The 14,399-nt window shown below is 47.3% G+C and carries 9 protein-coding genes; 6 read left to right on the top strand and 3 right to left on the bottom strand.

Features of this window, described 5'->3' with window-relative positions; all coding sequences use genetic code 11:
* Positions 1–32 precede the first annotated feature (32 nt).
* On the bottom strand, positions 33–1,238 hold the full coding sequence (locus G441_RS0100740; protein WP_026374585.1) for a lipoprotein-releasing ABC transporter permease subunit: 1,206 nt from the start codon (positions 1,236–1,238) through the stop codon (positions 33–35).
* A gap of 81 nt (positions 1,239–1,319) precedes the next feature.
* On the opposite strand from G441_RS0100740, the gene G441_RS0100735 reads away from it, so the two are divergent.
* The 5 genes from G441_RS0100735 to G441_RS0100715 all read left to right on the top strand — a co-directional run bounded on the left by G441_RS0100735 (position 1,320) and on the right by G441_RS0100715 (position 8,583).
* Entirely contained in the window at positions 1,320–1,931 is a 612-nt protein-coding gene (locus G441_RS0100735) for a PilZ domain-containing protein (protein WP_026374584.1), read from the top strand.
* Positions 1,931–5,446: a transcription-repair coupling factor gene (mfd, locus tag G441_RS0100730; protein WP_026374583.1), complete on the top strand. Its 3,516-nt coding sequence runs from the start codon at positions 1,931–1,933 to the stop codon at positions 5,444–5,446. The genes G441_RS0100735 and mfd overlap by 1 nt, the downstream gene beginning before the upstream one ends.
* A 3-nt stretch (positions 5,447–5,449) precedes the next feature.
* The gene (locus G441_RS0100725; RefSeq protein WP_084407228.1) at positions 5,450–6,793 is read left to right on the top strand and encodes a CsiV family protein; all 1,344 of its coding nucleotides are present in this window, start codon (positions 5,450–5,452) and stop codon (positions 6,791–6,793) included.
* Positions 6,793–7,317: a cob(I)yrinic acid a,c-diamide adenosyltransferase gene (locus G441_RS0100720; protein WP_026374581.1), complete on the top strand. Its 525-nt coding sequence runs from the start codon at positions 6,793–6,795 to the stop codon at positions 7,315–7,317. Before G441_RS0100725 ends, G441_RS0100720 begins: the two co-directional genes overlap by 1 nt.
* Positions 7,318–7,653: 336 nt before the next feature.
* Positions 7,654–8,583, top strand: a complete 930-nt coding sequence (locus tag G441_RS0100715; protein ID WP_026374580.1) for a hypothetical protein — start codon at positions 7,654–7,656, stop codon at positions 8,581–8,583.
* 16 nt (positions 8,584–8,599) lie between these two features.
* Here G441_RS0100715 and G441_RS17560 read toward each other — a convergent pair whose 3' ends face one another.
* Entirely contained in the window at positions 8,600–10,765 is a 2,166-nt protein-coding gene (locus G441_RS17560; RefSeq protein ID WP_051275235.1) for a tetratricopeptide repeat protein, read from the bottom strand.
* A 216-nt stretch (positions 10,766–10,981) separates the two neighbouring features.
* Here G441_RS17560 and G441_RS0100705 point away from each other — a divergent pair, with 216 nt between their 5' ends.
* Complete coding sequence (locus G441_RS0100705) at positions 10,982–12,169, top strand: hypothetical protein (RefSeq protein WP_026374579.1); 1,188 nt, start codon at positions 10,982–10,984, stop codon at positions 12,167–12,169.
* A 29-nt stretch (positions 12,170–12,198) separates the two neighbouring features.
* Here the strand turns inward: G441_RS0100705 and G441_RS0100700 are convergent, their stop codons facing one another.
* Complete coding sequence (locus tag G441_RS0100700; RefSeq protein ID WP_026374578.1) at positions 12,199–14,319, bottom strand: tetratricopeptide repeat protein; 2,121 nt, start codon at positions 14,317–14,319, stop codon at positions 12,199–12,201.
* Positions 14,320–14,399 lie beyond the last annotated feature (80 nt).

Raw genomic sequence — 14,399 nt, 5'->3', positions numbered from 1 at the left:
AACCGGCTAAGGGCTGCGTAGTATAATGATGGCTATTCATAGCGCAACACCTGTGCGGGCGCAATTTTTACTGCTTTATACGCCGGATACAGGGTCGCCAGGAAGCACAATAACGTCGATGACAATGTCACGGTAACAATCTGATGCCATTGCACATCTATCGGTAACCCTGAACCATTGGCATCTAATGCTATGGGCGAGCCGGCCAGAGCAAGGATGTTATTAAGCTGACTGACCAGCAACAATCCGACTATCAAGCCAAACAATGCGCCTTTCAGCCCGTTATAACAGCCGTTGATTAAAAAGATGGCCATCACCCTCTCACGGCTCATGCCCTGCGTCCGTAGAATCGCGATGTCGCTTTGCTTCTCGGTCACCACCATGACCAGCGCTGACACAATATTAAATGCGGCGACGGCAATCACCAGAATAAGCATCAGCGCCATCATATTTTTTTCCATCTTAACGGCGTCGAATAGCGGTCCCTGCCGGTCACGCCAACTCACATAGTTAATGCTCTGTCGGTCAAGGTACTGGGTAGTAGTTTGATAGTCGAACGCATCATTAAGATAGAGGCGTGACTGTTGCACCTTCTCAAGTGGTGAGCGCAGCAGGCGGGCAATGTCAGCAAGGTTGGCGAGCACCACTTTGTCATCGTATTCCGAACCAATGTCATAAATAGCGGATACGGTAAATAAGCGCTGGCTGGGCAGTCTGCCAAAGGGCGTAAAAGTACTGGCACTGGCACTTATTAATCGCACCTGATCACCAATATTCAGTCCTAGCTTAGTGGCAAGTCGTCGTCCTATAACCAGATGATACTGACCCACTTTCAGTGAATCCAGCTGGCCGGCCACCATATGTTTTCGCAATAAATCAAAGGGCGGTGTCTGCTGCACTTCCAGCCCCTGGATCATGACACCTTGTAAGCCACTTCGAGACTGCAATACGGCTTCTGTCTCAATGTACGGCAAAACATCACTGACATGATCTGATAATGGCTTTTCAGTTATATCAGGAACCTGTCCGGCGGTGGTTACCACGTGCGGCATCAAACCCAGTATCCGCTGCTTAAGCTGTGCTTCCAGACCGTTCATCACAGATAATGATGTGATCAACGCAGCCAGTCCAAGCGTAATCCCTGCGACTGAAAAACGATTGATAAACGAAATAAAGCTGTTGCCTTTACCGGAGCGCGCATAGCGCAACCCAATAAATGCCGACACGGGAGTGAACATCATCGACCGTCGATATGAAGTATTAAGCTCTGCGCATAATACGTGTAAGCTTAAGTGGTAACAAGCAAACTCAGGACACCTATGGCAGACGCAGACAGCCCTACTCTGGCAGAGAAACAACAGCAGTTTTCTGAATATTTCATGATTGCGCATTCGCTCAATGTCAATGTAAAGCTGTTGCCTGATGATTTTATGATGCCCAGCCTGGCGGGAATGGAAGCTTCCATGCCTTATGCGTTTCGTATTGCCAGCGAGCTTTCCGAAGTAGAGAGTAAAGCACTACGACCTCTGCGCGGACTGGCCGATCATGCTCAGGAACTGGTGGATTTTTTGAATCATCAGTCACGCAAAATTGACCTCATCATGTCCTATATTCTACAACAGCAAGACGACGAGGACGCGAGGTTCACCACAGTTCGCTTCGGTGGGGGTGGTTTGGTTGTAGATAGTGCCACGGCCATAGAAATAGGCAGCAAAGCCGAGCTTAAAATTTTTCTAACTCAGGAAGCTTCTGCGGTATACTGCCTTGGCGAAGCGATAGGCTGTGAAAGTGTCGACGAACGTTTTCACGTCAGCTTCATTTTCAATCGGATCAGAGAGCTAGATCAGGAACTGCTGGTACGCGCCAGTCTTCATCTTCAAACACAGCAATTACGACAACGTTCCAAGCAGGACGGTGGTCTTAACGAGTAATGACAACAAGCAGTATTTTTTCTCCGACATTGCCGCGCATCGCCGCGCCGGCTTCGCAGACATCGTCACCCTCCATCGCCGATCACCAGCATTGGTGTAATCTGAAAGGTGGCAGCATGGCGCTGGCTATCGCCAATGGCGTGACCGCCCATGATGGCTCCGTTGTGCTGGTCACGGCGGATACCCCGACAGCAATTAAGCTTGAACATGACATTGCGTTTTTTCTGGAAGGCAAGGTACCCATCACGTTATTTCCTGACTGGGAGACCCTGCCCTATGACCATTTTTCGCCCCATCAGGATATCGTTTCACAGCGACTGGAAACCCTGTATCAGCTGACGACCGACCAGCACAGCGTGGTCATCGTACCCGTTAATACATTGATGCAGCGGCTTGCGCCAACTGACTATCTGGGAAAATATCTACTGTTCCTGAAAACCGGCCAACGTCTGAACATCGAGGCATTTCGCAGAAAATTGGAGCGTGCTGGCTATTTGCACGTCAGTCAGGTTACCGGACACAGCGAATTTTCGGTACGTGGCAGTATCATCGATTTATTCCCGATGGGCTGCGATGAGCCTTACCGTATTGACCTGTTTGACGATGAAATAGAAAGTATCCGGTTGTTTGACACAGACAGCCAGCGTTCTGGCGACAGTGTTAAGGAAGTACGTTTGCTTCCAGCGCGTGAGTTCCCTACTGACAAAGATGCGATCAGTCAGTTTCGACAGCGCTATCTTGAACGGTTTGACAACATTACCTCTCAGGATGCCATTTATCACGAGATCCACCGCGGCTCACTACCCAGTGGTATCGAATATTATCTGCCGCTGTTTTTTGAACAGACTGCAACCTTGTTTGACTATCTGAGCGACAACACGCTGTTCATGCTGCATGGCGACCTAAAACACGCCTGCGAATTTTACTGGGCCGACCTTAACGAGCGCTATGAACAATACCGCTACGACAGTAATCGTCCTCTGTTGCCGCCAGCAGATCTGTTTTTGCGTTTTGAAGAGCTTTTTGCCCAGTTAAAACACTGTCCACGTATTTCACTGAGCAGCGAGGCTGAAGAGTCAAAACCTGGCCATCATCTGTACGCCACTGAGCGGGTTGAGGGCGTCACGTTTAATGCGCGCCTGACATCACCACTGCAAGGTCTGAAAACCCGATTGGCCGAGATATCAGAGCAACAGGGACGAACACTGTTTTGTACCGAATCGCAAGGGCGTCGTGAAAACCTGCTTGAGATACTGGCAAAGTCTGGCATCAAACCCAAATTGTTCGACACCTTTAGCGACTTTATCGGCAGTCAGGAAAGCATAGGCATCACCATAGGGCCGCTCGAGCATAGCTTCATGCTCAGCCAGCCGGACGCGCCACTGCTGGTTGTTACAGAGACCGAGCTGCTTGGCCACAAGGTCAGTCAGCGACGCTTGCGGGATAAGCGTCAGGCTACCGATGAAAATGCGGTGATCCGCAACCTGGCAGAGCTCGCCGTTGGCCAGCCCGTAGTGCATCTTGATCACGGTGTGGGTCGCTACCTTGGCCTGCAAACACTGGACGCTGGCGGCGTCACTACTGAATACCTGTGTATTGAATATGCCAAACAGGCAAAACTCTATGTGCCGGTGTCTTCATTACACCTTATTAGCCGCTACACCGGCGGTGATGTTGACCATGCGCCATTACACCACCTGGGCAACGATACCTGGGCAAAGGCCCGCAAAAAAGCGGCCGAAAAAGTGCGCGATGTCGCCGCCCAGCTTCTGGATGTGTATGCCAAGCGCGCGGCCAAGCCCGGCCATGCTTACGACATCAACTGGGAAGAATATCAGTCATTTGCTGACAGCTTCCCCTTTGAAGAAACCATTGATCAGCAACAGGCCATTAACGCCGTTATTCAGGATATGGGCCGTCCACAGGCGATGGACCGACTGGTATGCGGTGACGTCGGCTTTGGTAAAACCGAGGTAGCCATGCGTGCCGCGTTTCTGGCCGCGAATCAGGGCAAGCAGGTAGCCATTCTGGTCCCCACTACCCTGCTCGCGCAGCAGCATTATGAAAACTTCCGCGACCGCTTTGCCGACTGGCCATTCAGAATTGAAGTGATGTCGCGCTTCGTATCAGGCAAAGATCAGAAATCCGTGGCGGATGCGATCGCCGACGGCAAAGTGGATATTGTGGTCGGCACCCACAAACTGATACAGGATGACATGCGCTTTAAAGATCTTGGCCTGGTCATTATTGACGAAGAACATCGCTTTGGCGTGCGTCAGAAAGAGAAATTTAAATCACTGCGTGCCGAGGTGGATATCCTCACCCTTACCGCCACACCCATACCACGTACGCTGAATATGGCGCTAAGCGGCATGCGTGACCTGTCGATTATCGCCACGCCTCCAGCCAAGCGTCTGGCCATTAAGACCTTTGTCAGACAGCGCAATAAAGAGCTCATCCGCGAAGCGATTATGCGAGAGATTTTACGTGGCGGTCAGGTATATTTTCTGCACAACGAAGTGGAAACCATTGAGCGTACCGCCCAGGAAATTGCCGACATCGTACCAGAAGCCCGGGTTGGTGTTGGCCACGGACAAATGCGCGAGCGCGAACTGGAAAGCGTAATGACCGACTTCTACCACCAGCGCTTTAACGTGCTGGTGTGTACTACCATCATCGAGACCGGTATCGATGTCCCGTCGGCCAATACCATCATTATGGACAGAGCCGATCATCTTGGCCTTGCGCAGTTACATCAGTTGCGTGGCCGCGTCGGACGTTCGCACCACCAGGCCTACGCCTACCTGCTTACCCCGCACCCCAAGCGTATGACCAAGGATGCACAGAAACGACTTGAGGCCATTGCCTCGCTGGAGGACTTAGGCGCAGGCTTTGCATTAGCAACCCACGATCTGGAGATCCGAGGTGCAGGTGAACTGCTTGGCGACGACCAATCCGGTCAGATCGCTAGCGTTGGCTTCTCGCTGTATATGGATATGCTCGAACAGGCGGTTGAAGCACTTAAAGAAGGCAAAGAACCAGCGCTGGATGAAGTATTATCGCGACAGACCGAAATAGAACTGCGTTTGCCAGCACTGCTGCCCGAAGATTACATCGGCGATATCAATACCCGCTTGTCGCTGTATAAAAAGCTGGCAAGCTGTAAGAGTAAGGAAGACATTGATGGCTTCCAGATTGAACTGATCGACCGCTTTGGTTTGTTGCCTGATGCGGCCAAAAATCTTATCAAGATTGCTAATATGAAACTTCGCGCTCAGCATATTGGTATCGCCAAGATTGACATGGCGGCACAGGGTGGCAGCATTGAGTTTACTGAAAATACCAAGGTCGATCCGGGCTTTATCATTCAGATGATCCAGAAAGAGCCAACGCGTTACAAGTTCGACGGGCCGCAACGTTTAAAAGTTATTCAGAAAACAGATTCAGCGGAGAAAAGGCTGCAGGTGACGGAACAACTGATTAATACGCTGAACAAGCAGCTAAGGGCCGCATAATCGATGTTTGTGACATACGCTCGACGGGGACGTCTCCACCTAGCCTTCACGTTATTAGCGCTGATAGTGCTCATGCCGATAACGGCAGCGACGGCGCAAGAGCGCGACTGGTGGTTCGAGGTTGAAGTATTACTGTTCAAGCGAAACCTTGACCCTAATACTCTTAATGAAAGATTCGCACCGGGTCTAAACAGCATTAACACTGCGCGTACGGTGGATTTATTCACTGCTTATCTAACACCCGATATCCGCACTTTGCATCAGGCTCTGCCGCTCTGTGAAACGCCTCCAGAGCCACTGCCAAGCCTGCAAGACATTTTCGCTGATTATGAACTCTACATTGCTAGCCAACTGCCAGAGACGGACGAGTCTGCACAACCAGATGTTATTGTAAAGACACAACTGAAAGAGGTTGATCAGCGTGATGACGAAATTGCAGGGGCAGTCGAACCTGACGTGGCAGATATCGAGCAGCAGCGTATTGAATCTTTGCAGCAGTTTTATGATGCGTGGTGGCAATGGGTAAACGTGGATAACAACATTCCTGAGCTACTTGCCCAACAAGATTACAGCTGCCATCTCACCAAGCCCGCCACCTACTTTGAGCCAGAGCCAGACTACGATTACGGGTTGTTGCACGACGCATTGCCGGTCAAGCCCTATGGTGTAGAGTGGATACACAGTCTTAAACCATATCTGTTACACCCAGACAGCCTGCAACTGGACGACTTGTTTACTCAGATGCGCAGAAGTCGCGACCTCGTGCCGTTACTTCACACCGGCTGGCGTCAGCAGGTCCTGTTTGATAGAGACAGAGCAAGAGACTTCCGACTGTTCGCTGGCAATGATTACGCGATGTTCTTTGCCGACGATGGCACTGCCCTCCCCCCTGAGCTACCCCAGATAGAGATACAGGATCAGCCACAAGAAGAAGATAACGTTGCACAGACACCAGCGCTGACATTAACCGACAAGATTCGTCTGGCTTTGGCCTCGCAAGGCGAAGATGTGCCACCGGAATTACTCGATACTGAACAGTCAGACGCGACAGATGCGGACGAAGACAGACAGCCCATCTGGGAAATTGACGGACGTTTTAAAGTCTTTTTGCAATACATCAATCGCGTGCCCTATCTGCACATCGACAGTAAATTGGATTTTCGTGCACCGCTGACCGAAGAGGTTGATGGCAGCGCTGAAACTCGCTTGCAAAGCTTTCCGTTTGATCAGTTAAGGCGGGTGATCAGCACCCAGATACATTATTTTGATCACCCTCTGTTTGGCATGGTTGTGCAAATCAGACGCTACGAGCCGCCTGAGCCAGAAGAAACGCAGGAAGAGCAATAATGAAGGTTTACACACGAGGCGGCGATAAAGGCGATACCCAGGTGTACGCCGATGATGTGCTCAGAATGCGCAAAGACGCCGACGTGCTGGAATGCTATGGCACCCTGGATGAGCTAAACGCGCACGTAGGCTTGCTCGGCAGCTTACTGCATGACACGTTAACAGAGCCACGAGAACAGTTACTGAGTATCCAGCGCCACCTGTTCCAGATTGGCTTTGCTATCTCTGCCACCACCAGCCTTAAAGCCGAAGACATCTCTACGCTGGAAACATGGATAGACCAATACGAGGACACGCTGCCAGCACAAACAAAATTTATTTTGCCCGGCGGCAGCAAAGAGGCTGCTCAGGCTCACGTGTGCCGCACCGTAGCAAGACGCGCAGAAAGAACACTGGTATCATTAATCGATAAGCATCCTGTCCCGCCCGTCTGCCTGACCTACCTAAACCGTGTTTCAGACTACTTCTACGTGTTAGCAAGATACCTGAACCACGCGCAAAACGTCCCCGATATTAATGTGTAACGAAACGCACGCAGCCTTGCGTCATAAAACAACGGTCACCCACGCGATTCTGAATCATACAGCACCAAATTCCAGTCCCAAGACCGTCACCCCGAACGGACCTTACGTCCACCCGCATGAAGCTCTCGTCACCCCGCATTTAGTGCGGGGTCTGCCCAAAAACAACCAAGACCTCAAAAACACCATAAGCCTCAAGCACTGTCAGGTTTCTTTACACTTTTAATACAACCCTTGTCTCTCTACCAACTAACTTTCTGATTTTAATGCGGTAAATAAATGGCGCATTTCGTGCTTGTAGTCTAAAAAGAAGTAAACGCGTCAAAGTCCGGAATCGTTATGAAAAGCAGTACCATGTTGAAAATTCTTACACTAACTGTTTTTGGAACATTAGGTTATGTTGAAGATGCTGATGCTCGGCTTGTTGTTGGCGGCGGCGTGGGAAGACAAACTGACACAGCGCCACAGGCTATTCACCTTGTAGACGATAGTCTTTTCTATAGCACTTTCTCCGGTACCTATGGAAATGGCACTCCATATCAAACAGCAACCATCTTACTTGATGAAATAACTGGCGTCTTAGGCACATCACCCACTTTCGGGTATACCTCAGGCGACCTGTTTCTATCTGCTGTGCCAAAGAGCGATTGTATTCTTGAATTCTCTACGCCAGAAGAATACGACGCTGAGAGACAATATAACGCCGATGCCTTTGGCGAATGTGTCTGGGAATATAAAAAAGGGGAACAACTTTTCGCCTTTGGTAGCTTTCCTTTTTTCGATCCCTTTGCAGGATTGGGTTTGGACTATGTCGTAAACTGGACTATATCTAATACTGCTGGTGAGTCATGGTTATTTAATTCTAAAGATGAAGCTTATATCGGTTCTGGAATTGCACCCTATGGTGACCCTAATATGGTATTTCTGGATGCCGCCATGCCACGAGATTTGATGCCTGGGGACTATTTTCTTAATATTTCAGTAGATATTTTTTCAGGCAACGGCAGAACTTTTTTATACGAAGACCTACGTGACGAATCGTCTGATTGTATTGAAAATTGTGAAATTGACGCTGTTGAAGACCCTTTACTTGTGAAACGCTTTGATGCCTATGATGTATTTACCTTGGGTGCGTATGTTTCTGACGGTCGGGTTCACGAGGGAATACGTCTCAGGGTAGTGAATGAGCCAACAACACTTCTTATTCTGCTAGCAGGACTCACGGTAAGTTTAACAAGACGAAACCTTTTAACAAAAAATAAGAGCTAGTTTTTCACACATCCCTTTAATACGCGTCTTGAGCGGGTGATGCAAGAGCTTGAAGTTCAGGCAGAAGGAGCGTCTCCTGCATTTCAGTCTCAATTTTTTCATCGTGTAGCTCTAACAGCAGACGCGCTTTTTCGTTTGATTCGAAAAGGGGCTTCATTATTGGATCGAATCGTGTCCACCATTGCCGCCAACCATTCTCAAATGCGTTTTCGAAACTCTCTAATGAAGACTCCTCCATACTTTCTAAATAATAAACTCTAGCTTTTGAGTAATCCATAAACATATGATACCAGCCTGCCTGATCAGTCTCTGAAATCTTTTCTTTCAATTCGGCTAAAGCTCTAATTACTTCTTGAGTTTCACCTAGTTGCTTTTTTATGAAGATGTTTTGCATAGCTGGCAAATACAGATGAGGCAAGTAAATAAAGTCGTCATCAAGATTAGATAAAGCTATTTCTGTATACTTAGAAGCTATCTTGAAATCACCAAACATTAGTTGGTAATAAGCGTATTCAAAAGTTAAGTAGGGGTCATCTGGATGTACTTTTAATTGAAACTCTAAATAATCAAACAAATCATCATATCTCCCCTCCCTAACTAAAAAGAATGATTTATAGTCGTCTGACTCTCGATCAACAAGTTTGCCAGCATATTCAGCCATCCCTAGCTCTAAAAGGACATCTACTACACGAAACATTGGTTCATTATCATCTGGTGAAACATCCGCAGCTTTTAAGTAGTACCTCACACTTTCAGAGAGGTCTCCAGAAGAGTACGAAACATCCGCAACTCCCTCATATCCCATATTGTAGTCTGGGAAATCGTTAATAAGCTGTTGGTATATTTTAAGTGCCTCTTCTGTTTTTCCTCGTCTTGATAATTCCCACCCTAAGTTTGCCTGTCCCGCTTTTGCCAACGGATCAAGTTCGGTCGCTTTTTGTAGCGCAGCAAATGATTCTTCGTAACGATTTAAGTTATACAGTGCGCGGTATTTCCACATGTAAGCAACAGCTAAGCTCGGGTTAAGCTCAATGGCTTTGTCAAAGGCACTCAATGAACCCTCATATTGGCTTCGGATCATCGCGATATAGCCTAAGATCGCATATGCTTCCGCCATATTTGGCTCTCTAACGAGCGCCTTTTCCACATTTTGTTCGGCTAGCGTTGCAGAAACATCATTCGCTAGCACACCAAACTGGGTAGGTCCGTCACCAAGAAGCGCTATAGTGTCAGCCAATCCAACATATCCCTGCGCATACTCAGGATCGAGTGCTATCGCCTGTTCAAACAGTTTGCGTGCTTGTTTCATCGATTCAGTCGTCTGCTTGCGGTATTCTTCCCTGCCCTTCAAATACATTACATAAGCATCGGTACTACTGGTTGAAGAAAGTGATTTAAAACTGCCTGCCTCCAGGTACTTGTCCTGCAGCAGGTTAATCACTGCACGACCAATTTCGCTTTCAAGCTCGAAAATATCTTTCAGCTCTCGTAAGAAGTTTTCTGTCCAAAGCGTATGGCCGGTTTCGGTATCCAAAAGCTCTACTCGGATTTTAAGACGGCTTCCCGTCGCTCTGACACTACCTGTTAGCACGGTTTCCACATCCAGCCTTTTGCCGATATCAACCGGTGGCAGACCTTTTTCAGCAAGAATTTGTGACGAACGTGATGCAGCAACCCGAAAGCCTTCGGAGCGACCCAGCAAGCTTGTAAGTTCTTCGGCGAGACCGACTGCCAGATACCCCTGGTCTTTTTCTGGGCTTTGATCAGTAAAGGGAAGTACGGCAATGGATTCAGCTTGCTTAATCTGTGATTGACCTTCCGCTTCCGCTGCTTTTTCTGCTGCTATATTGGTGAGAAAGTCATAGCCCAGATAGGAAGAGAACGATAGAACAGTGACGAGTCCAAACCAGCTAAAGAAACCCAGTGGTTGAAGCTTTCCACTGTCTATGGCCACGGTGCGGCGCATGGAGCCTTCATGCCATTCGAAGTACCAGGAAATATAAAGCACTACAGGCAACAGACAGGCAAACACGATAACGGTAGTCGGGCCGACCATTTCATGAACATCAATCAGCCCAGACACCACTTCAACAACCTGCATAACCAACCATACAAGACCAATATAGGCGACCAGCGTTTTAATTACGCCCCTGCGTTGAAGTTCTCCAAAGAACCGTTTCATTATTATTGTAGCTTCCCAGCGCATTGCTTACTTACAGTGTATGACCTGTCCAGAAAAACACCAGCGCTTTGTTAATAACAAAGGGTGTCTGTTTTTTTTACACTTATTTAATAGAATTATGTAGTCGCTCTGGTAACTGTATGAATTTTATACCTTTGTGATTGTGGACTGATTTATGCTTGAGAATTCCTGAAAATAAAAATATCAGGTCCACTCATGAAGTCCAGAACCTTTAAGAAGTCTTTTCTCGTCGCTTCAACGTCACTTGCGGCATGTGCACAAACCGCCATCGTATCCATAGGAACTTATACAATTTCCTCACTCACTTTTATTGGGGAAGTAAAAGCGGACTTGATTATCTATTCAGGTAGAGGATATAGAACGAGAAACTTTACTAATAACTTTTATTATGTTGAAGATGAAAGTTTATTAAACGAAGTCGGTGTCAAAGCTGAACTGTTGGAAGATTCTTGGGGATTTTTTGAGCCAGATAAGCTTAACGCCATCACTCAACAAAGGTATGTTGGTGGTGGTGGTACACAATATGTACAAGCTACACCAGCGGAGTGCTCATATAACTATTCAGAGGATGAAGAGGACACGCTGCTTAACGATACCATTCCAGATATAGAAGCATTCTGGGATTACAGCAACTATGCCACATACGAAGAGGGTGAAGCAGCACTGGCAGCCTACGTGCAGGAAATCAAAGACGAGTTTTATGGCCCAAATGAGCCTTGCATATGGCAGTTTGAACAAGGCGAAGATATTTCAACCTGGGGCTTTTACAACCTGTTTTTTGATACGCCTAATATCGACTATTTTGTGACATGGAATATAAGTGGTGCAAACGGTTCATGGACAGGCAGCGGCACAGTTGGCAGTGACTCTGTATTTTTAAATGTCGCAGCAAGTGACGCAAATCTGTTACCTGGGGATTACACCATCAGCGTTGATGTTTCATTTAACATTAATCAGGGAAGACTATTTTTTGAAAGCCCTGATCCGGATGATCCTGTAGATTTTAAAAAGGCCTGCAAAAGTACGTTCGATAGTTATGACGATGAAATCGCCGCTTATGAAGCATATAACGATGCTCTGGATGCCTGGGATCCGAATAGTGGCGAACCGGAACCTGTTGAGCCCGTTTATGAAATCTGCGGCTATACTAGTTTGACTGATTTGCGTGACCCCAACTGGTATGGTGAATTTTTGAATCCATATATAGAACGTGCTGATATTCCGGGTAGCTATGCCTCGTCGTATGAGGAAATTTTGCGGATCTTGCCTGCCTCTGCTGACAATGAAGTGGTCAGAGCCAGTGCACCAGCTACACTGAGTATATTCTTAACTGGATTAGGCGCTATTTACTTACGTCGTCAAAGAAAATTGACTCATAAATAAGTATCAAAAGCGGGGCCAAATTTACTCGTTTATTCAAAGAGGAGTTTGGCCTCCTGAGCTTGCCTAGCAAGGTCATCGTCTATAATTTTCATTAGTCGCTGAAATTCAGGCTCATTTCGTAGAGTTTCGAAAATAGGGTCGTATTTAGTCCACCACTCTCTTAATCCATTTTGTATTGCTGATTCTAAACTGACCAATGCGCCTCGCTTGTCGCCTCTCATTATTTTTAATCGTGCATCCAGATGGCTTAATTCAAAATACTTGAGATTGCTTTCAGCTTCTTGAAATAACAATTGTTCGCAATTTTCTATAAGAGTCTCTGCTAACTCTTTTTCTCCCGAATTCAAATATGCCCATGCGATATCAATTGCTGGTATGCATGTAGGCATGTTAAACATTTGCGAGGTTTCAAAACCCTTTGTTTGTTGGGCTAAAAGTAAAATTCCTTTATCTTTGTCACCAATCCTCGAGTGGTACCATCCAGCCTCAAAAGCTACCCATGGGTCGCCGGGATTGGCGTTTAATTCAAACTCCATTTTATTGAACAGTTCATCATACTTTTTATCCATGATCAGTATCGTCTCATCGTACTTAGGATCATCGGTGACGGATTTTGCTTCTTCCGTCAAGCCCAACTGAAGTAAAGGGCCTACTAACCTTAATTGTAATTCGGTGTTGTTCTTCGAAAGATTCAAAGCATTTAATCCTTCTCTTATTGCCCCAACGAAATCACCACGCCCAAAGTAAATATCCGCAAGGCCTGAATAAGCAAACGGGGATTGAGGATGATCCAGGATCAACTGCTTATATATTTCTTCAGCTTCTTCTATCTTGCCTGCACTTGCCAGTTCAAAGCCCAAATTGTAGCTAATGGACGGAAAGAGTGGGTCAAGTTGTTTGGCTTTTTGAAGGACTGCCAAGCCTTCATCATAACGCTGTAACTGCACAAAAGAGTTGTACTTCCACATATAAGCAATTGCTAGGCTGGGGTTAAGCTCTATGGCTTTATCAAAATCGACTAAAGAATCATCATAGTTGCCTTGAAAATAATCGATACTTCCCAAAATCGCGTAAGACTCCGCTAATAATGGCTCACGAACCAGTGACTTTTCCATATTAGATTGCGCAAGCTGCACAGCTATATCAGTCTTTAAGACTCCGAAATTCTCTTCACCCTCTGACAACATTAAAATCGTATCTGCAAGAGCCGTATACCCCATCGCATACTCAGGATCCAGTGCTACAGCCTGCTCAAACAGCTTGCGCGCCTCTTTCATCGACTCGGTAGTCTGTTTGCGGTATTCCTCTCTTCCTTTCAGGTACATCACATAGGCATCAGTACTGCTTGTTGAAGATAGAGACTTAAAGCTACCTGCTTCAAGATATTTATCCTGCAACAAGTTAATGACCGCCCGTCCGATTTCGCTTTCAAGCTCGAAGATGTCTTTCAATTCTCGTAAGAAGTTTTCCGTCCAAAGCGTATGGCCGGTTTCTGTGTCCAGTAGCTCTACGCGTATTTTCAGGCGGCTGCCCGTAGCCCTAACGCTGCCAGTAAGTACCGTTTCCACATCCAGTCTCTTACCGATATCAACCGGTGGCAGGCCTTTTTCTGCGAGGATCTGTGAAGAACGGGATGCAGCAACACGAAAGCCTTCAGAGCGACCCAGCAGGCTTGTTAATTCCTCGGCTAAACCCACTGCCAGATAACCCTGGTCTTTTTCAGGGCTCTGGTCGGTAAAGGGCAATACTGCGATGGACTCAGCCTGCTTTATCTGTGCCATTCCTTCGGCTTCAGCCGCCTTTTCGGCGGCTATAGTTGTCAGAAAGTCATAGCCCAGATAGGAAGAGAACGAAAGCACTGTGACCAGTCCAAACCAGCTAAAGAAACCCAGTGGCTGCAGTTTGCCACTGTCTATCGCCACAGTGCGGCGCATAGAACCTTCATGCCATTCGAAATACCAAGAGATATAAAGCACCACAGGGGCAAGGCAGGCAAATACAATCACAGTGGTAGGGCCGACCATCTCATGGACGTCAATAAGCCCAGAAACCACCTCGACTACCTGCATCACCAGCCAGACAAGACCGATATAAGCCACAAGGGTCTTAATAACCCCTCGGCGTTGCAGCTCTTTGAGAAATTTTTTCATACGAATGTGGAGAGCAAGCTATTCCCTTTCTTACTAACAGCTTAGCTCATCTTTTCAGGCCGGGTGACATTTCCCTACGA

It is taken from the genome of Aestuariibacter salexigens DSM 15300, from assembly GCF_000429145.1.
Taxonomy (GTDB): Bacteria; Pseudomonadota; Gammaproteobacteria; order Enterobacterales; family Alteromonadaceae; genus Aestuariibacter; species Aestuariibacter salexigens.
The sequence above is the reverse complement of the archived record's forward strand: the minus strand, read 5'-3'. Positions and strand labels throughout refer to the sequence as shown.

Bases quoted from the DNA above. Each gene is read 5' to 3' on its own strand.
- G441_RS0100700 (WP_026374578.1), bottom strand. From the start codon at position 14,319: ATGAAAAAATTTCTCAAAGAGCTGCAACGCCGAGGGGTTATTAAGACC.
- mfd (WP_026374583.1), top strand. From the start codon at position 1,931: ATGACAACAAGCAGTATTTTTTCTCCGACATTGCCGCGCATCGCCGCG.
- G441_RS0100740 (WP_026374585.1), bottom strand. From the start codon at position 1,238: ATGTTCACTCCCGTGTCGGCATTTATTGGGTTGCGCTATGCGCGCTCC.
- G441_RS0100720 (WP_026374581.1), top strand. From the start codon at position 6,793: ATGAAGGTTTACACACGAGGCGGCGATAAAGGCGATACCCAGGTGTAC.
- G441_RS0100705 (WP_026374579.1), top strand. From the start codon at position 10,982: ATGAAGTCCAGAACCTTTAAGAAGTCTTTTCTCGTCGCTTCAACGTCA.
- G441_RS0100725 (WP_084407228.1), top strand. From the start codon at position 5,450: ATGTTTGTGACATACGCTCGACGGGGACGTCTCCACCTAGCCTTCACG.
- G441_RS17560 (WP_051275235.1), bottom strand. From the start codon at position 10,765: ATGAAACGGTTCTTTGGAGAACTTCAACGCAGGGGCGTAATTAAAACG.
- G441_RS0100735 (WP_026374584.1), top strand. From the start codon at position 1,320: ATGGCAGACGCAGACAGCCCTACTCTGGCAGAGAAACAACAGCAGTTT.
- G441_RS0100715 (WP_026374580.1), top strand. From the start codon at position 7,654: ATGAAAAGCAGTACCATGTTGAAAATTCTTACACTAACTGTTTTTGGA.